Source organism: Vibrio lamellibrachiae, from assembly GCF_050337265.1.
Lineage (GTDB): Bacteria > Pseudomonadota > Gammaproteobacteria > Enterobacterales > Vibrionaceae > Vibrio > Vibrio kyushuensis.
This window is the reverse complement of sequence record NZ_JAKJSU010000004.1, coordinates 954034-974396: the sequence shown is the minus strand read 5'-3', so window position 1 is coordinate 974396 and position 20363 is coordinate 954034. Positions and strand designations below refer to the sequence as shown.

Sequence of the window (20363 nt, the reverse complement as noted above, 5' to 3'; positions counted from 1 at the left end):
TGTAGCTAATATATAAAAGTAACAAAATGTAAGGCGCATAATTTAATGCGCCTTTCTTTTTTACTAAAAGCAATGCTCTAGGAGAACACGATGTCAAACCAGACCGCTAAATTTGTCGAAGGCTCAACGATGAGGCATATCCTTGTCATGTCTGGTGCGGGGTCTGTTGGTTTGATGGCACTTTTTGTAGTCGATCTGCTTGATATGCTGTTTATCAGTATGCTCGGTCAAGTTGAATTGGCTGCAGCTGTTGGGTTTGCTGGTAGTTTAGTGTTCTTCTCAACATCAATATCGATTGGTACGTCCATTGCGATGGGGGCATTGGTCTCGAAGGCCATTGGTTCTAAGAAACGTGATTATGCGCGGCAGCTCAGTGCTAGCATTATGACGACAGCTTTCGTTATTAGCTCGATTGTCTGTGCGCTGATGTATGTTTATATCCCAGAGTTACTTGCGCTGATTGGCGCTCAGGGATTCGCAGCGGAAAGGGCTCAAGCTTATCTAGAGATATTGTTACCTAGTGGACCTGTAATTGCTCTAGCAATGGCTGCGGGCGCAGGGTTACGTTCGGCGGGTGATGCAAAGCGGTCTATGTGGGCAACCTTATCGGGCGGGTTAGTGAATGCGGTGTTAGATCCGTTATTTATCTTTGGCTTTGGTTGGAATGTCGAAGGTGCTGCCTTAGCATCGGTTATCGCTCGTTTCACCGTACTGTTCTTCTCTCTGTATCCACTGATCAAGGTTCATAAGTTGGTCGCAAGACCTTCGTTTGTCGTTTGGCAACGCAATTTGAAAGTCATTTTGGCCATTGCTGCACCTGCGATTATTACTAATATCGCAACACCAGTGGGTAACGCAATAGTGACTTCTTCAATCGCTCAGTTTGGTGAGAATTTTGTCGCAGGCTATGCGGTGATAGGACGCCTTATTCCCGTCTGTTTTGCGGTTATTTTTGCTCTTTCTGGCGCTGTGGGCCCTATTATCGGGCAGAACTTCGGTGCAGAGCGTTTTGATAGGGTAAAAGAGACACTGAACAACTCGCTAATTGTGACTACAACGTACACCTTAATTGTTTGTGCTGTTCTCTATTTTGCTCAAGATCTGATTGTTGCTATGTTTAGCCTTGAAGGTGATGCGGCGATCATTGTTGCTGCTTTTTGTACTTACGTGGCGATAAGCTTTGTGTTTAATGGGACCCTGTTCGTCGCCAATACCTCATTTAACAATTTAGGTAAGCCATTGTATTCAACTGCGCTTAACCTAGGTAAAGCAACCATTGGAACACTTCCTTTTGTCTACTTTGGTGCGCAGTGGTTTGGTGCGCTAGGTGTTCTGTATGGGCAAGCGGTAGGTACGATTGTATTTGGTGTCATCGCGATGTTTATGCTCAGGAAACACATTGCTGGAATGATGCAGGGGCAAGAGCCAGAAATAGATGATGATCCTTCATTTACCTGTGTTAACTCTCAACCTTTTTGTACACATGATGCTGTTTTAATTGATGACGCAATTATCGATGAAGAGTTAATGGCCGTCATTCACCCTGATATTAAAAAAACCAATAAAACGAAATAAACCGTTTGACCTTGGAGTAGGCTCAAAGGTTTATACTTTCTGTAAACATAGCTCATTCTTTGAACATGGATTACGGAGAGAACAATATGTGCACAAAACATGCGGGTTGCCGCTCAAATAAGGTAGCGCCAGTTGCAACAGCAAGCAGCTCTTGCGCTGCCCCTAAAATAAACTCAATTCAAATGGCAGGTGTTGCGACGTCAGAATCTGGTTGCTGTGCTTCAGACTCTTGTGACAGTGGCGCGAGCCCTAATGATGAGGAAGGTGAGTCCGGTGGGTCCACAGCTACTGCTTCACCTGTTAAAGAAACAGCACAAACGTTATTGAGCCAAAGCTGGAAAATCGAAGGAATGGATTGTCCAGCATGTGCAAGAAAAGTAGAAACAGCCGTTAATAAAATCGATGGCATTGTAGAATCTAAAGTTCTATTCGCGACGGAAAAATTGGTCACAAAGTTTAACGACCCATCTATCGTCAATAGCATTGAACAAGCCGTGATCAATGCAGGCTTTACCTTTACCTCTCCAAACAATACTGCAAAGCCTGAGGTCCAAATGGGTTGGCAGTCAGTCATTAAGCAAAACATCAAAATTATCGCCATTGCTTTAGCGATGGTGTTCGCCGCACTAATTAAGCCGACACTTCCTCAAGTAAGTGAATGGTTATTTGTTTTTACTTGTTTAGCTGGTTTGTACCCGATTGGGAAGAAAGCACTGTTGCTGGCTAAATCCGGAACCCCTTTTTCGATTGAAACACTGATGAGCGTTGCTGCTTTAGGCGCTTTGTATCTTGGCGAAACTGTTGAAGCGGCGATGGTATTACTCTTGTTTCTTATCGGGGAACGTTTAGAAGCTTTTGCTGCATCAAGAGCAAGAAGTGGTGTTCAAGCTTTGATGGCTTTGGTTCCAGAAACCGCAACGAAAATTGTTGATGGTAAACGTGTTGATGTCTCAGTAAGCGAGCTTAACCCTGGTGATGTCATTGAGGTTTCACCCGGTGCTAGGCTTCCTGCAGATGGTACGCTTCACGATGAAGCCGCTAGTTTTGATGAAAGTGCGCTAACGGGCGAATCTATCCCTGTCGAACGTTATAAAGGCGAAGCTATCATGGCGGGTGCCGTTGTTGCGGATCGAGTCGTTCGTTTCACTATTACCTCAAAACAAGGTGAAAATGCGATTGATCGAATTCTGCATTTGATTGAAGAAGCGGAATCACGCAAAGCTCCGTTAGAGCGTTTTTTAGATAAATTCAGCCGTTGGTACACACCGTTAATGATGGTTGTCGCGTTAGCCGTTATTACCATGCCTCCTTTGTTATTTTCACAGCCATGGGAAACATGGATCTATCGTGGTTTAGCCTTGCTGCTTATCGCGTGTCCATGTGCTTTAGTGATTTCAACACCTGCAGCTATAACCTCAGGTCTTGCTGCGGCAGCGCGTAGAGGTGCACTGATTAAAGGCGGAGCGGCATTAGAGCAACTTGGTAAAATACAAACCGTGGCATTCGATAAAACGGGCACCCTAACTAAGGGTAAGCCTGAAGTGACGAATGTTATTGCGTTTGATCAGTGGCAAGAGTCGTCACTACTCGAAGTTGTCGGTGCGATTGAAGTGGGTTCAAGCCACCCTCTGGCTGTATCCCTAGTGAAACGAGCTGAGAGTATGGGAATTTCACTGCCTGAGGCAACTGAGAAACAAGCCTTGATTGGCAGTGGTGTTCGCGGCGTTGTGAATGGTGAGCACTATCAAGTGAGTGCCCCAAGTAAGATTGACTTTGAATTAGATAATCAAACCGTAGCAACGATAGAGAAGCTAGAAGACGAAGGTAAAACGGTTGTCGTCGCCATTAAAGGCAATATGGAATGCATTGGCATCATTGCTTGGCAAGATACGCTTAGAGAAGACGCAAAACAGGCGGTGAAAGCACTTCAATCTCTTGGTATTAACTCAATTATGTTAACCGGTGATAACCCTCGCAGTGCGCAGGCGATCAGTGGGTTAATCGATATCGATTTCAAAGCTAGCTTACTTCCCCAAGATAAAGTGAGTTATGTTGAACAACTCTCTCAAAACGACAATGTCGCGATGGTTGGCGACGGCATCAATGATGCGCCTGCGATGAAAGCGGCCAGTATCGGTATAGCGATGGGTGGTGGTACAGACGTTGCGCTAGAAACCGCCGATGCCGCTATTACTCATAACCGATTGGTTGAATTGTCGGGCATGATTGAGCTTTCAAGAGCGACGCTCGCTAACATCAGACAAAACGTGTTTTTAGCACTTGGTTTAAAATCCGTATTTTTGGTCACTAGCTTATTGGGTATTACAGGGCTTTGGGTTGCGGTATTGGCGGATAGTGGAGCAACAGCATTAGTGACATTAAACGCGCTACGATTATTGAAGTTTAAATCGAAGTTTAGTGATTAGGTCATGATGGCACTTTCACAACTCTATCGATGAAAAATATAAACGATGTAATTTGATAGCCACTTCAAATCGAAGTGGCTATCAATTTTATGAAACCAATTGTTCAATCCTGAACTTAAAGTGTGATGCCAATCGTTTTTCTGTGAAATGAAATGTCACTTGTGGTTTTTGGTTGTGATTGTGATCACTCTTTGTTGTGGTGAGGTTAGATACAGTAACCCTGTGAACAATAAACCTACAGTTCGTCCAATTAACGTAACGAATAAACCATAGCTGAATAAGCTGCAAAAGGAGTGACTTATGTCTCAAGCTGTTTTCCACTTAGGTATTACTGAAGCTGATCTACAAGGCGCAACACTTGCGATTATCCCAGGTGATCCTGCACGTGTACAAAAAATTGCTGAAGAGATGGAGAATCCAGTTTTTCTAGCAAGCCATCGTGAATATACGCTTTATCGTGCTGAACTAGATGGAAAACCAGTTGTAGTTTGTTCAACCGGTATTGGTGGCCCATCAACGTCTATCGCTGTTGAAGAGCTTGCGCAGCTAGGTGTTCGTACTTTCCTACGTGTTGGTACCACTGGCGCAATTCAGCCGCATGTGAATGTGGGTGATATGATTGTTTCAACAGGCTCAGTTCGTTTAGACGGCGCAAGCTTACACTTTGCTCCAATGGAGTTCCCTGCGGTAGCTGATTTCGAAGTCGCAACAGCAATGAAAGCAGCCGTTGAAGAGTCAGGTGCAAATGTACACATGGGCGTAACTGCTTCAAGCGATACGTTCTACCCAGGTCAAGAGCGTTACGATACATTCTCTGGTCGCGTAGTTAAGCGCTTCCAAGGTTCGATGCAAGAGTGGCAAGACATGGGCGTGCTGAACTTTGAAATGGAATCAGCAACGCTACTAACCATGTGTGCAAGCTCTGGCTTGAAAGCTGGCTGTGTTGCGGGTGTAATTATCAACCGTACTCAAAAAGAGACACCAGATCACGCAACGTTGAAGACGACAGAAGCGCGTTCAATCAAAGTTGTAGTAGAAGCTGCACGTAAGATGCTGTAACGATTCTTATCATATAGAAATACAGTTAGCTTGCCTTTGGCAAGTTATTGATTCAAAAGCCACTGATTCTTATCAGTGGCTTTTTTTTATCTATGTATTCAAGACGAGACAATAGCAAAAGCGTATTATTGAGGAAGAGCAGGGTATCAGTCGTTATATACTGGAATAATACTGCGTGATTTTTTCATCACAATTCAAAACTAATTATTGCTTTCCCATTTAAGGATTTTCATGAATTTAGCACTCATAGCTAGAAGAGCTGCGCCGCTTATCATTCTAGGTCTGTTTTTCATTGCTTCTAAGATACTTATCGCGACTAAAGAAGAACCCGAGCAGATAGCTATTGAGCCAACAGTACTTCGTATCGAAGTATTAGAAGCCAATCCTGAAACCGTTACTTTTCACGTCGATTCTTATGGTTTTGTTGAACCGAAATACCAGTCCAAAATTGTGAGTGAAATTTCAGGCCGAATCGTCATGTTAGCGCCTGATTTGCTGGTGGGTGGTTTGGTTAAAAAAGGTCAAGTACTGGCTAATATCGATCCCTCTGATTATGAAGCCGATCTAGAGCAGGCTAAGGCATCACTTGCTCAGGCGAAAGCATTGCTAGAAGAAGAACTGGCTAGAGCAGAAGTTGCTAAGCGAGATTGGGCTCACGTTGGCGAGGGGAAAGCGCCAAAATTGGGTTTACGGGTTCCACAGGTCAAACGAGAAAAAGCGAATGTGAAGTTTGCTCAGGCCGCAGTTAAACGTGCGATACGGAATGTTCAAAGAACCGTTATTCGGGCCCCTTTTGACGGTTTAGTGAGTGAGCGTCATGCCAGTTTAGGTGAGTACTTAACTGTCGGTGCACCAATCGCCGACATTTATGATACTAAGCAAGCAGAGGTCTCACTGCCTATTTCCAATAACGACCTTGCTTACCTGCCAATCAATGATGACGTCTCTTTATCAGGCATGCTGCAAGTTAGATATGCAGGACAGAAGTTTGATTACCCAGCCGTGATAGCGAGAAGTGAGCGTGTTATTGACCGAAATTCTCGTATGTTCAATTTAATTGCCGAAATTGAAGACCCGTATTGTCTTGCTCAGCCTACATGTAATCAGCCGTCTTTGAAGTTTGGCAGCTATGTTACTGCGCAAGTAGTAGCAAATACGGTTGAAGATGTTGTCGTACTGCCGCGAAACCTTGTACGAAATGGTGAGGCCTATGTGGTTAATAGCGAAGAACAACTCGAACCTAGGAACGTTAATATCATTCGCCAAGATGAAGAGTTTGCCTACATTCAATCAAGCTTCACCGATGGTGAGAGAATATCAGTGACGCCGATTAGTCAGTACAAAGCCGATCAAACAGTCACTATTATTAATGCTCAGGAGAGTGAGCAATGAGTCAGCAACGTGGCATCATAGCGTGGTTTGCTCATAACCCAGTAGCAGCAAACCTCATCATGTGGTTATTGATTATTGGTGGCTTGTTTAGCGTATTTACTCTCAATAAAGAAGTGTTCCCAACGATTGAGACTAACTTTGTTCAAGTAACCGTTGCCTACCCCGGAGCTGCGCCTCAGGAGATTGAAGAGGGCATTAATATCAAAATCGAAGAGGCGATCAAAGATATTCGTGGTATCAAGCAGCTCTCTTCGGTGGCGGCAGACAGTGTAGGTACAGTGACCGTTGAGGTGGACTCAGGTTACAAGCCAAAAGATATTTTGGATGAAATTAAGCTAGAAGTTGACTCTATTTCGACCTTTCCCGATAGCATTGAAAATCCAAATATTTTCCAAATAAAGCCGAAGAACTTGGTGATGTTTGTCTCTATTTATGGTGATTTAACTGATCATGAGATGAAAGAGCTGGCTAAGCAGACTCGTGATGAGTTTACGTCGTTACCCGCAGTATCGAGCGCGGATCTCATTGGTGCGTTAGATTACGAAATTGCGATTGAAGTTCGCGAACAAAAGTTACGTGAATTCGGACTAACGTTCAATGAAGTTGCTCAAGCTGTTCAGCGTTCTTCATTTGATCTTCCTGGTGGTTCAATTCGCGCTGATGACGGTAATATTTTGCTTCGCACTAAGGCGCAAGCCTACCGAGAAAGCGATTTTACCAATATTGTTGTTGCTGCCAATGCAGACGGAAGTCGAATTTTGCTTTCACAAGTAGCCGATGTTCGAGATGGGTTTATTGATTGGGATAACTACGTTCGTTTTAATGGTTATCCTGCTGCCATTATTCAAGTGAATAGTGTGGACAGCCAAGATGCCGTTGAGATTTCTACACAGGTCAATGCATGGTTAGATGAGCATAAGAAAGCGCTACCCGATGGCGTGTTTATGGACAGTTGGTTAGATCTTACACACTACCTTGATGGCCGACTCGACATGATGATTTCGAACATCGTGTTTGGTGCGATCCTAGTGTTTGCAATATTAGCTCTATTTTTGAACGTAAAATTGGCCTTTTGGGTCATGATGGGCCTTCCCGTCTGTTTCCTAGGCGCATTCTTCTTAATGCCTCACCCGCCATTTGGCGTCACACTCAACATGGTCAGTTTGTTCGCCTTTATTTTGGTGTTGGGTATTGTGGTTGATGATGCGATCGTGACCGGTGAAAGTGCGGCGCAAGAAATTGAAAAAAATGGTCATAGCGTTGATAGCGTCGTAACAGGTGTACGAAAAGTAGCAACACCCGCCACGTTCGGTGTATTGACGACCATGGTGGCGTTTATTCCAATGTTGATGATCTCTGGGCCAATGAAAAGCCTGAGTGAGGCCGTTGCTTGGGTCGTGATTCTCTGCCTTGTTTTCTCACTGATTGAATCAAAGCTGATATTGCCAGCGCACTTGGCACACATGAAGCTAAATCCGAATAAGAAACCGAATCGATTTGTGAAAGCGAAACAAGCTTTTAATGGAGAAGTAAATCGCTTTGTTGTGGAGCGGTATAAACCATTCCTAGAGCTGTGTATTCAATATCGGTATCGAGTATTAGCGGTATTTTTCGGTGTGTTAATGCTCTCAGTCGCGCTAGTGATGAGCGGCAAGGTTCGCTGGGTGTTTTTCCCTGATATGCCGTCTGACTATATCCATGTCACATTAGAGATGGAGCCCGCTTTTTCGGAAGCACGCACTATAGAAACGGCGCAGCTGATTGAGAAATCGCTTCATCAAATGGATGAAAAAGTGACGGAAGAGTTTGGGCATTCTGTTGTCGACCACTATCTTGTAGTGAAAGCCTCACTCACCAACATTGAGTTTTTTGTTGAGCTATCTAAAGCGGAAGATCGCCAGATCGATGGCGTTCAGATTGCGGATAAATGGCGAGCAGAACTACCAACGTTAGTCGGAGTCAACAAGCTCTCGTTTGACGCGGGAGGGGGCGCTCAAACCAATACTGTGACATTTGAGCTAGCATCGGATGATTTAGACGCGCTAACGTCTGCTTCTGAAGAGTTAAAAGAAAAGCTCGCGTTATATAATGGTCTTTATGATGTATCTGACAACTTCTCGTCAGGTTCTAGTGAGATTCGCCTACAGATCAAACCTGAAGCGGAAGCCTTAGGGTTAAGCTTACTCGATCTCGCTTCTCAGGTTCGTCATGGCTTCTTTGGTTATGAAGCACAACGATTGCTGAGAGACAAAGAAGAAGTGAAGGTGATGGTGCGCTACCCACGTGAAGAGCGGCGCAGTATTGGTCACTTAGAAAACATGTTAATCCGCACGCCTTCCGGTGAGAGTGTACCGTTTTCAACGGTTGCCGAGGTGGAGCTGGACGATTCATATTCGTCGATTAACCGTAAAGATAATCGCCGTGCATTGACGATCGTTGCTAATGTGAATACTAATGTCGCAGAGCCTAAGAAAGTTGTCGATGATGTGCTATCAAACTTTGTTCCAGAGCTTACTGAAAAATATGATGGTTTGTCAGTCAAGCTGGGCGGTGCAAGCTTGGATGAGCAAGAGTCGATGGTCGCTTTAGCTCAAGGAGCGTTGTTTGTTTTACTGGCCGTTTATACTCTGCTCGCTATTCCGTTGAAATCCTATACTCAACCGATGATCATTATGTCGGTCATACCGTTTGGCATGATTGGTGCGCTATTTGGGCATCTATTCTTAGGGCTGTCGATGAGTATGTTGAGTATGACGGGGATTATCGCTTTAGGCGGTGTCGTCGTGAACGATTCATTGGTTTTAGTCGACTATGTTAACCGAGCCCGTTCAGAGGGTAGGAGTATCGCACAGGCTGCGATTGACTCGGGCTGCTTCCGCTTTAGAGCGGTTATTTTAACCTCTTTAACCACGTTCTTTGGTTTGGTACCGATGATGCTTGAAACCAGCCTTCAAGCTCAGGTTATGGTTCCTATGGCGGTGTCACTGGCGTTCGGTATTCTGTTCTCTACCTTCGTAACCTTATTGTTAGTACCAATTCTGTATTTAGTATTGAACGATATTAAGAGTGGAAGCCGTAAGTTTTACCAATGGTGGTGGCAGCCAGAGAGTCAGTAATCATAACTTTATCGAGACCGATTACGGATAAATAAAAAGCAGGCTAATTAGCCTGCTTTTTACGTTTTAGAATGTATATCGAAGTCCGATGTTTCCAGAAAGGCCACCGCTATCAAAGGTTTCATAGTCGTATGAATCAATTCCAACTAAGCCATATAGGCTCAGGTTATCGACACTTTCGAATGTACGTGATAATCCGAAATGTAGCCCGTAGTAAGTCGCAGTATGTTTACTGTCTGTTTTCGTCTCTGTTGACGGAGAAAACTCAGTCTCGATGAAAGTATTGTCGCTATTACCAACACCAATCGCAGCATTTAAGAACATATCAAAACCATCAAAACTACCGAGGATGTACGAATAGTCAATCGTTGCAAATTCAGCTTCTGTTTCATGTCGCTCTGTAGCATTTCCTGAATTGTCTAAATAGGTTTTGTCGCTCTTTCCTTCGCTTGCCATATAGCCCAGAGAGATTGAATGCTTATCGACTGAGTATCCGATTGAAACCTTGTTGGCTTTATCTGAACCTACGCCAATTTGTGCGTTTACAAAGGGCTTAGCCGTTACTGCTGTGCTTAATAAAGCGGTTGTTGCCAATACTAGGAATCTCATTACACACTCAATTTATCATCATGATTGCCGTAGCCTATAGAACGTATAGCGTTATTACAATATACCAATACGTAACTTTACGAACCCTTTACAGTTCGCTTTTTTAGAGACAAAAAAATCCCCGTTATTTGATGCCAAATTTAGATAGCAATAACGGGGAGTTCTATTTCCTGCTTTTAGCTTCATCATTAGAAGCTAGAAGTGGATATTACATAACGCGCATACCAGGCTGTGCACCTTCGTGTGGCTCAAGGATCCACAGGTCACTGCCACCAGGGCCAGCGGCTAGGATCATGCCTTCAGACATACCAAACTTCATCTTACGAGGCTTAAGGTTCGCGACCATAACGGTAAGCTTACCTTCTAGTTCTTCAGGCTTGTACGCAGATTTAATACCTGAGAATACCTGACGTGTTTCACCACCGATATCCAATTGGAATTTCAGCAGTTTGTTGGCTTTTGGCACTTCTTCACAAGAGATAATACGAGCAATACGCATGTCCACTTTCGCAAAGGCATCAAACTCAATTTCTTCTGCAATTGGGTCTTTGTCTAGCTCAGTCTGACTTGCTTTATTCTTGTCAGCTTCTGCTTTCTCTTTTGCTGCCATTTCAACAGCGGCATCTTCTTTCGAAGCTTCGACCATAGCTTCTACTTTCTTAGGGTCGATGCGGTTAAACAGCGCCTTGAACTTAGTGATTTCATGGTCAACAAGTGGAGATGCAACACCTTCCCACGTTAGCTCTTCGTTAAGGAAAGCTTCAGTACGGGCAGCAAGCTCAGGCATAACTGGCTTAAGGTAAGTCATTAGTACACGGAACAGGTTAATGCCCACAGAACAGATGTCTTGCAGCTCTTGATCTTGGCCTTCTTGTTTCGCCACAACCCACGGTGCTTTTTCATCAACGTATTGGTTAGCTTTGTCAGCCAGTGCTGTGATTTCACGAATTGCACGGCTAAATTCACGCGCTTCAAACATCTCAGCGATACGGTCAGCGGCTTGTGCAAATTCGTTGTACAGTTCAGGTTCAGCGAAGTTAGCCGACAGCTTGCCTTCAAAACGTTTAGAAATGAAACCTGCGTTACGAGAAGCAAGGTTAACAATCTTGTTTACTACGTCAGCGTTTACACGCTGTGTGAAGTCTTCAAGGTTCAGATCAAGATCGTCAATGCGGTTGTTCAGTTTCGCTGCGTAGTAGTAACGCAAGCATTCTGGGTCTAGGTGGTTTAGGTAAGTACCCGCTTTAATGAATGTCCCTTTAGACTTAGACATTTTCGCGCCGTTCACCGTTACGTAGCCGTGTACGAATACATTGTTTGGTTTACGGAAACCTGAACCTTCTAGCATTGCAGGCCAGAATAGGCTGTGGAAATAAACGATGTCTTTACCAATGAAGTGGTAAAGCTCAGTAGAGCTGTCTTTTTTCCAGTACTCGTCGAAATCAAGATCGTCACGTTTGTCACACAGGTTTTTGAATGAACCCATGTAACCGATTGGTGCGTCTAGCCAAACGTAGAAGAACTTGTCTTTCTCGCCTGGGATTTCAAAACCGAAGTAAGGCGCATCACGTGAGATATCCCACTGTTGAAGACCTGATTCAAACCACTCCTGCATTTTGTTTGCAGTTTCGTTTTGTAGCGATCCAGAGCGAGTCCACTCTTTTAACATGCTTTCAAACTGAGGAAGATCAAAGAAGAAGTGCTCAGAATCTTTCATTACTGGCGTTGCGCCTGATACTGCTGACTTAGGGTCAATCAGTTCAGTTGGGCTGTATGTTTCGCCACAGTTATCGCAGTTGTCACCGTATTGATCGTCAGACTTACACTTAGGGCAAGTACCTTTTACGAAACGGTCTGGTAAGAACATCTCTTTTTCTGGGTCAAACAGCTGAGAGATAGTACGGCTAGAAATGAAGCCGTTCTTTTTAAGCTCTAGGTAGATGTGAGAAGCCAGTTCACGGTTCTCTTCAGAGTGCGTGCTGTGGTAGTTATCAAAGCTGATATCAAAACCGGCGAAGTCTTTTTGGTGCTCTTCGCTAACTGCCGCAATCATCTCTTCAGGAGTAATACCCATCTGTTGTGCTTTAAGCATAATTGGCGTGCCATGAGCATCGTCTGCACAGATGAAGTTTACAGTGTTGCCACGTAGACGCTGATAACGAACCCAAATGTCCGCTTGGATATGCTCAAGCATATGACCAAGGTGAATTGAACCGTTAGCGTACGGAAGGGCACAAGTTACCAGCATTTTTCTTGAAGGAAGGTTTCTTGAGTCAGTCGCCATAGTTAATTATTCGCTTTAATTGATAGGTATAAAAATGATGGCTAATACTACCGCATGACGCGATTAACTCCAAGGCATGGCAGAGTCTATTCCCTCAGTTTTTTTGGGGTTCAGTCAAGACTCTGCGAGTGTTAGGATTGCTAAAAAAGGAGAAGTTATGCGTCAGTTTCATTCTAAACAAGAGTTTTGCCAGTGGCTCAATGAATTTGAACACCAGAATCTAATCGAAGGTTGGGCTAATCAAACTGGCCTAGTGACTGTATTGCCGAGTGGCATTTTTCAGATCTCTATTCCATTTGCAGCCAATGAACTGATTGATTTACTTAGGCATTGGATTGAATCAGCACAGAAGAAACAGCTCGTCGCGCCCTTTGAGTTTTCAGTTTCAGCGGTGATCAAAACACTTAAAACCCAAGTATCACAGCCCATTAAAGGGGTGAAAAACGTCATCGCGGTGACATCGGCAAAAGGTGGGGTTGGTAAATCCACCACATCGGTGAACTTGGCTCTGGCGATTGCTAAGTCGGGCGCGAAAGTCGGACTGCTTGATGCCGACGTTTATGGCCCTTCAGTACCTATGATGATGGGAAAAGAGGATGCGCAGCCGCAAGTTCGTGATAATAAGTGGATGCAACCCATAGAGGCGCACGGCATTCATACCCATTCAATCGGCTATCTTGTTGATAAAAATGAAGCGGCTATTTGGCGTGGTCCAATGGCGTCGAAAGCATTAGCGCAATTAGTGAATGAGACGGAGTGGCCAGATCTCGATTATTTGGTCATAGATATGCCACCGGGAACGGGCGATATTCAATTAACGCTTTCACAACAAATTCCGGTCACTGGCGCAGTCATCGTGACCACCCCACAAGATCTTGCCTTAGCCGATGCACGTAAAGGTGCCGCGATGTTTAAAAAAGTGGATGTTCCCGTTGTCGGCTTAGTTGAAAACATGAGTTATCACATCTGCAGCCATTGCGGTGAGAAAGAACATATCTTCGGAGCTGGTGGTGCACAAAGTTTGTCTGCGGAATATGGATTGTCGTTATTGGCACAAATCCCATTGCATATAAAAGTACGTGAAGATATCGACCGTGGCCTACCAACGGTGGCATCCAGTGATATTCCAGATGCTGAATGTGAACATACCCAGCGTTACTTAGCATTGGCTGAACGTGTGTGTAGTTGCTTATTTTGGCAAGGAGAACCTAAACCTGACGCGATCAGTTTTCAGCTAATTGGTGAATAACAGCAAGCGGTATATACCAGGTAATCGATTGCATGGCGGTTTGTTATTCTATTTATTTAAAAGCTGACATTAAACTCAGTAGACGACTAGAATCTAATGAATGAACTGCCTATAATCGGGCCGTTTATCTGTTCCTCCAAATCATCACTGGGTATAATAATGTCTGAGAATAATCAATGTGTCATCATCGGAATTGCTGGCGCATCTGCTTCTGGTAAAAGTTTAATCGCAAGTACGGTCTATAAAGAACTGTGTGCCAAAGTAGGATATGACCAAATTGGTGTCATCACGGAAGACTGTTATTACAACGATCAAACCCACCTCAGCATGGAAGAACGTGTAAAAACCAATTATGACCACCCTAAAGCTCTCGATCACGATCTATTGTGTCAACACCTAGAGCAGCTGATAAAAGGCGAAGCGGTAGAAGTACCTGAATATAGTTATTCAGAGCATACTCGCATGGAAAACTCCACCACACTAACGCCAAAGAAAGTCATCATTTTAGAAGGTATCTTGTTGCTGACTGATCCTCGTTTACGCGATTTAATGCATGCAACTGTCTTTATGGATACACCATTGGATATCTGTTTACTTCGTCGTGTTAAACGTGATGTTGAGGAACGTGGACGTACAATGGAGTCGGTATTGACTCAATACCAAGAGACGGTTCGCCCTATGTTCATGCAGTTTATTGAACCTTCAAAACAGTACGCGGACATTATTGTTCCACGCGGTGGTAAAAACCGTATTGCGATTGATGTGTTAAAAGCGCATATTGCTAAATTACTAAAATCTTAAGGTTACTAGAGCCTAAGATTGACCAAATTCTCACGTTTAGATAGCGAATGAGTCTTTATTTTTATTAAGAGAAGTGGCACTTTAAGTGCCACTTTCTTTTTTCCAATTCCTAGACAATGATTGAAAGGAATTACTTCCAGCAAGGAAAAAGCTAATGAAAAAACTGTTTTTGTTCATTGCCATCCCACTATTCGCAATTATCGTTGCGATTGCAGCCCTCGTATTTTTCGTTAATCCTAATCAATTTAAACCGCTGATTGTTGAACAAGCAAAACAGAATACAGGGTTAGATTTAGTTATTGAGGGTGATATTAGCTGGCAGTTCTTTCCTTCTATTGGTTTTGAATTAGGAAAAACAGCACTAAAGAATCCACAAGGTTTTAGCCAACCAAATCTGTTTAAAGTGGAGTCAATCGGCATTGATGTGTCTGTTATGCCACTATTTAGTCAGCAGCTAGAAATTGGTAATGTCACGTTAGACGGTGCTGAATTTTATCTAGAAACGCTAAAATCTGGCGTTCGTAATATTGACGCGCTAACCCAAGCTCAAAATGAAGCGACCAAGCCAGAACAAACGAGTACCACGTCATCTCAGGATACTCAATCTAGTGCTTCTGCCTCATCGGAGACTACGGCTAGTCAAGCTGAAATTTCTCAAGACGCAACACAGTCGCAATGGACAATTAACCTAGCGGGTGTGACGGTTTCAAATGCAGTGCTTGATATCCAAGATCATCAAGCGGGATCATTTACTAAGTTGTACGATGTATCGCTTGGCTTAACTCAGTTTGAATTTGATAACTGGACGACAGCAACCTTTGCCGCTAAAGGTCAAAGTAACCAACAGAAATTTGCAGCAAAAGGTCAAGCCGAGTTTAAATTGGCGTCTGACTTTGCCCATTACGCGTTGAAGAATATAGACCTAGACGCAAGCTTTAGTGACCCTGCGAATACTATAGATTCTGCCAAAATTGGTTTAGATACCTTTGAGTTCGACAAGGTAAATAACCTGACCTATATCATTGCTGGTAATGCGGCAGGATTGGATCTTGATATGAAAGGGGCAGGTCAGTTAAGTGTCGATAGTGCAATCTCTAAGGTATTGCTGAATAAGCTAACACTTGATGCAACATTCAAAGGGGACTCTCTTCCTCAAAGCCCAATGAAAGTGGATATGGCATCCGACTTAAGCTTTGACCTAACCACAAACCATCTTCAGTTTATTCTTGAAAAGCTGACGGCGAATGCAATTGAATTAGATGGCGAAGCGAATGTGACATTGTTGGATATTCCTAAAGTTCGCTTTAATCTCCATAGCCCAAATATCGATTTAGATGAATTCTTAGGTTTAGGCCAAGAGAAAACACAAGCTAAAGGTGCTACAAGCCCAGAGTCACCAGAAGCTGGCGAGTCAAAATCAGCCAAGACATCATCAGCTAAGCCTACTTCCAATGAAAGTAGCGCTGAAGTTGAACCCGATCTTTCAGCATTAAAAACGTTAGATGTAAAAGGCTCGATAGTGATCGATAAGTTCAAAGCAAACAACGCTAAGATGCAGGACGTTACTACTCAATTTTCAGTAAATCGTGGCATAGCAGAACTGACATCATTTAGTTCGAAGCTTTACGACGGTTCTATTACGGCGACGGCAAAATTAGATGCACGTAAGAGCCCGGCAAGTTATACCGCTAAGAAGCGAATTAAGGGCGTACAAGTTTTACCACTGCTAAAAGATGTTGCTCAAAATGAAATGCTAGAAGGCACGGGTAACATCAATGTTGATGTGAAAGGCAAGAGCTTAACGCCAGCAGGCATTAAGAAAAACTTGGTCGGTACAGTTGATATCAACTTTGAAGATGGGGCGGTGAATGGTATTAACATTGCTCAGGTGATTCGTGATAATTACGCTCGCTTTACTGGTGGACAAATTGATGATCATGATGAGCCGCAGAAAACTGATTTTAGTGCAATGAAAGCGACGCTGAAACTGAATAAAGGTGTGGTAACAACAAATAACCTTACCGCTCAATCTCCTTTACTCAGAGTGAGAGGAGAGGGGCAGGCTAATTATATAAATGAAACTGTTGATATGACGATCAGTACATCGGTTGTTGGTTCTTTAAAAGGTCAAGGTGGAAAGAACATTGATGAGCTAAAAGATGTGACTATTCCTATCCGTATTCATGGTACTTGGGCTCAGCCTCAATTCTCACTTATCTTTGATGATGTATTGAAACAGAAAGCAGAAAAAGAGATTGATCGCGGCTTGAACAAGCTGGAAGAGAAATACGGCGACAAGCTTGGTGATGAGAAGACCAAAGACGCGATAAGAGGTGCGTTGAAAGGGTTATTTAATTAAACCGCTTTTAAAAATATAAAGGGTCGCTTAGTGCGGCCCTTTTGTTTTATTACTTTCAATTCTTCATTAAGAAGGTGCTAGGTTACCAGTCGACGCCCTTAAGCGCTTTGACGCCCGATTCAAAAGCGTGCTTCACGTTCTTAACTTCGGAAACGGTATCCGCCATTTCAATTAAGCTACGATGAGCCCCACGGCCAGTGATGATCACCGATTGCATTTTTGGACGGTTATTCAGCGCTTCGACGACTTCATCTAGCTCAATATACCCGTAGCTCACCATGTAGGTCAGTTCGTCAAAAAGAATAACGTCGATAGCATCGTCTTGAAGCATGCGTTTGCACTCTTGCCACACTTTTTGAGCTGCGATGATATCTGACGTTTTATTTTGGGTTTCCCAAGTAAACCCTGTCGCCATGACTTGAAACTCAACGCCCAGCTTTTCGAGAAGATTTTTTTCCCCGTTATCCCAAGTACCTTTGATAAATTGTGCGACTGAGCAGTTTAACCCATGACCCACAGCGCGAGCGACAGTACCAAAACCAGACGTTGATTTGCCCTTGCCATTTCCTGTGATGATAAGCAGTAAACCTTTCTCTTCCTGAGCTGCGGCGATTCTTTCATCGACTTTTTCTTTTACTTTTTGCTGGCGGGCTTTGTGACGTGATTCTTTATTGTCGTCAAGTGACATGGTAAATCCTTTTTATTGAAGCAATTTTAGATATCATAACTGAAGTTAGCAGTCGTAATAAACTCTAATCAGGTAAATAACTTAAGGATAAGTAATGAAAAAAATCCTCATAATTTGCATGGGAAACATTTGTCGCTCGCCAACAGGTGAAGCAGTATTAAGAACCAAAGCAGAAGAGAAGGGAGTGGCTGTAGAAATAGACTCTGCTGGAACAATTGGCTATCACCAGGGAAATGCGCCTGACTCACGTGCTATGGAAGCAGGGGAGCGAAGAGGTTACAGCTTTAAAGGTATTCAATCTAGAAAAGTCATTAGCAGTGATTTTGAAAAATTTGATCTGATTTTAGCGGCTGATAAGGCGAATCTGGCTGATCTTTATGATGTTTGCCCTGATAGGTATCAGCATAAATTAGCGCTGTTTTTAAGTTATTCAGAATCTGATTACAATGAGATCCCAGATCCCTATTACGGTGGGGATAAAGGTTTTGAACTGGTGTTGGATTTGATTGAAGAGGCAGCTGAACAAATTTTGAAGCAGCTGCATAGTTAGTTAGCTTTAGAACGATTGTTATGTAGCAATTAAGACGCCTCTGCCGACATTATACGGCCACTAAAGTAATCGTTGGCAACAATATACTCTGTATTTCTAATCAGCTCGTCTCGTACTTGTGGCCAATGATAATCATGCGTTTTAGAAGAATGGCTAAGAGCAGGTACAACACCACCGACACGAATATTAAAAGGCGTTAGCTCTTTAGCCCAACTTTGGGTAAAACCAGTCACGATAGATGATGCATTTTCAAAGCCTTCTAGGTCGTGTCCATCATCCACAGAAATCACGTTTACGATCACGCCCTTCTTCTTCTCAAGGCACATTCGCTCTGCACTGGCTTGACCAAAGCCAAACAGTGTTGATGCCAGAGTGCTTATTTTATGAGAAAACTGTTCTGCCGACTGGTTGCCGATTAATCCCGGTAAAGGGGCGTTCGGCCAGTTATTGACAAGAACATCTGGTGATCGTTGAAATTTATCATCAACGAAATCAAATAGCTGATGAATAGAGTCTAATGAATAGTCTTCAACCTTATAAAAGTACACATCATCTGAGATTGCTTTGCAGCGATTATAGGTATCATTGAGTAGTTGAATGTTTTGATCGCACAAAACAAGCTTCGCGCCCAGTGACGCAAAGTGGGTTGCCAGTGTTCCCCCTAACAACGAACCGGCAGATGTAATTAATATGACAGCACTTTTAATATCCATTGATGACAATACCCCTTGTCTATTTTTATTGGTGGGATTTTTTTGTCCACATAGCATGGTTCATTAACTGTGGTTTAGGTGTGAATAACATCAAATAAGCTGTGGATGAAGCACATTAATTACGAAAGTTAGTCTGATGTCACATAAACCCATTCATTTGTCGAATGGGTCTTAATAGTGAGATTGATAGATTAAGCTTGCGCGCGTATTTCAAAGCTGCGCTGGGCAACAACAAGCTGATTATAGAGATCCACAGGTAATAGATTTTTGGGTTTATTTTCAGAGAGTTGCCGTCGAAGATGACCAGAAAGGTTGTGATATACCTCTTCTGGTAGATCATGAGTATCTTCCGGTAGGTAAGTCAACGTTTCAGGTATTAGGTAGTGATTTAACTTAGCACTTGCCATCCCACCTTTATGGAACGCATTCGCTTGGCTCGCCGAAATGTCATAGGAACTCTGATCGGAACGAAGTTGCTGTGGAGGTTGTAACTCAAACCGTTTACGCAGAGTTTGATCGGTGATTTCTGGCTCTTCTATCTTTTCAACGGGCGTATTATCACGAACATCGTCCGAGAACATCGAAAGAATGAGCGAAAAATCAGCGCGTCTACCAGCATGGACGGCATGATTGATCCCCGTGCCAAATTGTAGCTCGTTGATAATACCGGCTTTGTCTAACGTATGTACTTGCATAACACTCCCCGTTGAATTCACTTTTAACGGCAAGTACTTGGATAACTTTAGGTTTATCTGCTAAGTAGCGAGGATTATTTTAGATGGTAAAGACATTGTGAAAGTGTGAGTGGAGCTTGAACAAAAAAAGCCTGCATTTCTTTATATAAAGTAAGTGCAGGCTTTCAATATGACTAAATTGAGCGGGGGACTTATATACTTAAGAATTAACCGTAGCTAAGAACCCGTTCGAATTACTTCGCTAGGTTTTGTGCTACAAAATCCCAGTTTACTAGATTCCAGAACGCACCCATGTAATCAGGACGAACGTTACGGAAATCAATGTAGTAAGCGTGTTCCCAAAGGTCAACAGTTAGAAGTGGTGTTACGCCTTCTTCTGTTAGAGGAGTCTCTGCGTTAGACGTGTTTACGATAGCTAGTGAACCGTCTGCATTTTTAACAAGCCAAGTCCAAGAAGAACCGAAGTTGTTGATTGCAGAATCAGTGAATTTAGCTTTGAATTCTTCGAAAGAACCGAATGCAGCGTTGATCGCGTCAGCTACAGCACCTGTTGGTTCGCCGCCTGCTTTAGGAGCAAGACAGTGCCAGTAGAATGTGTGGTTCCAGATTTGTGCAGCGTTGTTGAATACGCCACCAGTAGAAGTCTTAACGATCTCTTCTAGTGTTTTACCTTCGAACTCAGTACCAGGGATAAGACCGTTTAGCTTAACAACGTAAGTGTTGTGGTGCTTACCGTGGTGAAAATCTAAAGTCTCAGCTGAGATATGTGGTTCTAGTGCGTCTTTTGCGTAAGGTAGTGCTGGTAGTTCAAATGACATTGCTTAATTCTCCAGTTAGTTGAGAGTGC

15 protein-coding genes are annotated in these 20363 nt (G+C 43.4%); 9 read left to right on the top strand and 6 right to left on the bottom strand.

Features of this window, described 5'->3' with window-relative positions:
* The first annotated feature begins 90 nt into the window (after positions 1–90).
* The 5 genes from L4C54_RS04565 to L4C54_RS04545 all read left to right on the top strand — a co-directional run bounded on the left by L4C54_RS04565 (position 91) and on the right by L4C54_RS04545 (position 9568).
* Positions 91–1575, top strand: a complete 1485-nt coding sequence (locus L4C54_RS04565) for an MATE family efflux transporter (protein WP_428807249.1) — start codon at positions 91–93, stop codon at positions 1573–1575.
* An 86-nt stretch (positions 1576–1661) separates the two neighbouring features.
* Positions 1662–4001 (top strand): zinc/cadmium/mercury/lead-transporting ATPase, encoded by a 2340-nt coding sequence (locus L4C54_RS04560; RefSeq protein ID WP_428807248.1) that lies wholly within the window; start codon positions 1662–1664, stop codon positions 3999–4001.
* A 300-nt stretch (positions 4002–4301) separates the two neighbouring features.
* Entirely contained in the window at positions 4302–5060 is a 759-nt protein-coding gene (udp, locus tag L4C54_RS04555) for a uridine phosphorylase (protein ID WP_428801304.1), read from the top strand.
* A 231-nt stretch (positions 5061–5291) separates the two neighbouring features.
* Positions 5292–6452, top strand: a complete 1161-nt coding sequence (locus L4C54_RS04550; RefSeq protein ID WP_428807247.1) for an efflux RND transporter periplasmic adaptor subunit — start codon at positions 5292–5294, stop codon at positions 6450–6452.
* Positions 6449–9568 (top strand): efflux RND transporter permease subunit, encoded by a 3120-nt coding sequence (locus L4C54_RS04545; RefSeq protein WP_428807246.1) that lies wholly within the window; start codon positions 6449–6451, stop codon positions 9566–9568. The genes L4C54_RS04550 and L4C54_RS04545 overlap by 4 nt, the downstream gene beginning before the upstream one ends.
* 66 nt (positions 9569–9634) lie before the next feature.
* Here the strand turns inward: L4C54_RS04545 and L4C54_RS04540 are convergent, their stop codons facing one another.
* Positions 9635–10177 carry a hypothetical protein gene (locus L4C54_RS04540; protein ID WP_428801307.1) on the bottom strand — a complete coding sequence of 181 codons (543 nt, stop codon included), beginning with the start codon at positions 10175–10177 and terminating at the stop codon, positions 9635–9637.
* A 208-nt stretch (positions 10178–10385) separates the two neighbouring features.
* A complete protein-coding gene (metG, locus tag L4C54_RS04535; protein ID WP_428801308.1) occupies positions 10386–12461 on the bottom strand; it encodes a methionine--tRNA ligase in 2076 nt (691 codons plus the stop codon).
* 157 nt (positions 12462–12618) lie between these two features.
* Between metG and apbC the strand changes: the two genes are divergently transcribed.
* The 3 genes from apbC (at position 12619) to L4C54_RS04520 (ending at position 16870) form a co-directional block, all read left to right on the top strand.
* Complete coding sequence (gene apbC / locus L4C54_RS04530; protein WP_428807245.1) at positions 12619–13710, top strand: iron-sulfur cluster carrier protein ApbC; 1092 nt, start codon at positions 12619–12621, stop codon at positions 13708–13710.
* A gap of 159 nt (positions 13711–13869) precedes the next feature.
* The gene (udk, locus tag L4C54_RS04525; RefSeq protein ID WP_428801310.1) at positions 13870–14511 is read left to right on the top strand and encodes a uridine kinase; all 642 of its coding nucleotides are present in this window, start codon (positions 13870–13872) and stop codon (positions 14509–14511) included.
* Between the two features lie 154 nt (positions 14512–14665).
* The gene (locus tag L4C54_RS04520; RefSeq protein ID WP_428807244.1) at positions 14666–16870 is read left to right on the top strand and encodes an AsmA family protein; all 2205 of its coding nucleotides are present in this window, start codon (positions 14666–14668) and stop codon (positions 16868–16870) included.
* An 82-nt stretch (positions 16871–16952) separates the two neighbouring features.
* On the opposite strand, the gene cobO is transcribed toward L4C54_RS04520, so the two are convergent.
* The gene (cobO, locus tag L4C54_RS04515; RefSeq protein ID WP_428807243.1) at positions 16953–17558 is read right to left on the bottom strand and encodes a cob(I)yrinic acid a,c-diamide adenosyltransferase; all 606 of its coding nucleotides are present in this window, start codon (positions 17556–17558) and stop codon (positions 16953–16955) included.
* 94 nt (positions 17559–17652) lie between these two features.
* Here cobO and L4C54_RS04510 point away from each other — a divergent pair, with 94 nt between their 5' ends.
* Complete coding sequence (locus tag L4C54_RS04510; RefSeq protein WP_428807242.1) at positions 17653–18108, top strand: low molecular weight protein-tyrosine-phosphatase; 456 nt, start codon at positions 17653–17655, stop codon at positions 18106–18108.
* Between the two features lie 29 nt (positions 18109–18137).
* Here the strand turns inward: L4C54_RS04510 and L4C54_RS04505 are convergent, their stop codons facing one another.
* The 3 genes from L4C54_RS04505 to sodB all read right to left on the bottom strand — a co-directional run bounded on the left by L4C54_RS04505 (position 18138) and on the right by sodB (position 20334).
* Entirely contained in the window at positions 18138–18821 is a 684-nt protein-coding gene (locus L4C54_RS04505) for an SDR family oxidoreductase (RefSeq protein ID WP_428807241.1), read from the bottom strand.
* A gap of 191 nt (positions 18822–19012) precedes the next feature.
* Complete coding sequence (locus tag L4C54_RS04500) at positions 19013–19516, bottom strand: VC2046/SO_2500 family protein (RefSeq protein WP_428801315.1); 504 nt, start codon at positions 19514–19516, stop codon at positions 19013–19015.
* A 233-nt stretch (positions 19517–19749) separates the two neighbouring features.
* Positions 19750–20334, bottom strand: a complete 585-nt coding sequence (gene sodB / locus L4C54_RS04495) for a superoxide dismutase [Fe] (RefSeq protein WP_428807240.1) — start codon at positions 20332–20334, stop codon at positions 19750–19752.
* Positions 20335–20363 lie beyond the last annotated feature (29 nt).

Excerpts from the sequence above, each read along its gene's own strand:
- L4C54_RS04520 (WP_428807244.1), top strand. The coding sequence starts at position 14,666 with ATGAAAAAACTGTTTTTGTTCATTGCCATCCCACTATTCGCAATTATC.
- apbC (WP_428807245.1), top strand. The coding sequence starts at position 12,619 with ATGCGTCAGTTTCATTCTAAACAAGAGTTTTGCCAGTGGCTCAATGAA.
- sodB (WP_428807240.1), bottom strand. The coding sequence starts at position 20,334 with ATGTCATTTGAACTACCAGCACTACCTTACGCAAAAGACGCACTAGAA.
- L4C54_RS04510 (WP_428807242.1), top strand. The coding sequence starts at position 17,653 with ATGAAAAAAATCCTCATAATTTGCATGGGAAACATTTGTCGCTCGCCA.
- metG (WP_428801308.1), bottom strand. The coding sequence starts at position 12,461 with ATGGCGACTGACTCAAGAAACCTTCCTTCAAGAAAAATGCTGGTAACT.
- L4C54_RS04565 (WP_428807249.1), top strand. The coding sequence starts at position 91 with ATGTCAAACCAGACCGCTAAATTTGTCGAAGGCTCAACGATGAGGCAT.
- cobO (WP_428807243.1), bottom strand. The coding sequence starts at position 17,558 with ATGTCACTTGACGACAATAAAGAATCACGTCACAAAGCCCGCCAGCAA.
- L4C54_RS04540 (WP_428801307.1), bottom strand. The coding sequence starts at position 10,177 with ATGAGATTCCTAGTATTGGCAACAACCGCTTTATTAAGCACAGCAGTA.
- L4C54_RS04545 (WP_428807246.1), top strand. The coding sequence starts at position 6,449 with ATGAGTCAGCAACGTGGCATCATAGCGTGGTTTGCTCATAACCCAGTA.
- L4C54_RS04560 (WP_428807248.1), top strand. The coding sequence starts at position 1,662 with ATGTGCACAAAACATGCGGGTTGCCGCTCAAATAAGGTAGCGCCAGTT.
- L4C54_RS04550 (WP_428807247.1), top strand. The coding sequence starts at position 5,292 with ATGAATTTAGCACTCATAGCTAGAAGAGCTGCGCCGCTTATCATTCTA.
- L4C54_RS04500 (WP_428801315.1), bottom strand. The coding sequence starts at position 19,516 with ATGCAAGTACATACGTTAGACAAAGCCGGTATTATCAACGAGCTACAA.
- udk (WP_428801310.1), top strand. The coding sequence starts at position 13,870 with ATGTCTGAGAATAATCAATGTGTCATCATCGGAATTGCTGGCGCATCT.
- udp (WP_428801304.1), top strand. The coding sequence starts at position 4,302 with ATGTCTCAAGCTGTTTTCCACTTAGGTATTACTGAAGCTGATCTACAA.
- L4C54_RS04505 (WP_428807241.1), bottom strand. The coding sequence starts at position 18,821 with ATGGATATTAAAAGTGCTGTCATATTAATTACATCTGCCGGTTCGTTG.